The sequence below is a fragment of the Mesorhizobium sp. M1A.T.Ca.IN.004.03.1.1 genome (assembly GCF_003997555.1).
Lineage (GTDB): Bacteria > Pseudomonadota > Alphaproteobacteria > Rhizobiales > Rhizobiaceae > Mesorhizobium.
The window spans coordinates 1-246 of sequence record NZ_RZTV01000864.1 but is presented as its reverse complement, the minus strand read 5'-3'; the positions used below and the strand labels follow the sequence as shown (position 1 = coordinate 246).

General features: G+C 60.6%; 1 pseudogene. It reads right to left on the bottom strand.

The annotated features are described in order from the left end of the window. Nucleotides 1–246, bottom strand: a pseudogene (locus EOD29_RS34140) (phosphomannomutase); the annotation flags it as partial.

The window sequence follows — 246 nt, the reverse complement described above, 5'->3', positions numbered from 1 at the left end:
CTCGGCCGCCGATGCGGTAATTGCGGTCTCGTCCGATTTGTCGATCTCGCCATCGGGACGATAGAACTTGATGCCGTTGCGGTCCGCCGGAATATGCGAGCCCGTAACCATCAGGCACGCGGCGTTGCTCTCGAGGCCATAGAGAGCAAGAGCGGGTGTGGGGACATTGCCACAGTCGAATATCCGGAAGCCGAGCGCGGCGAGCGCACCTGCACAATTTCCCGAAATTTCGGGGCTTGAATCGCG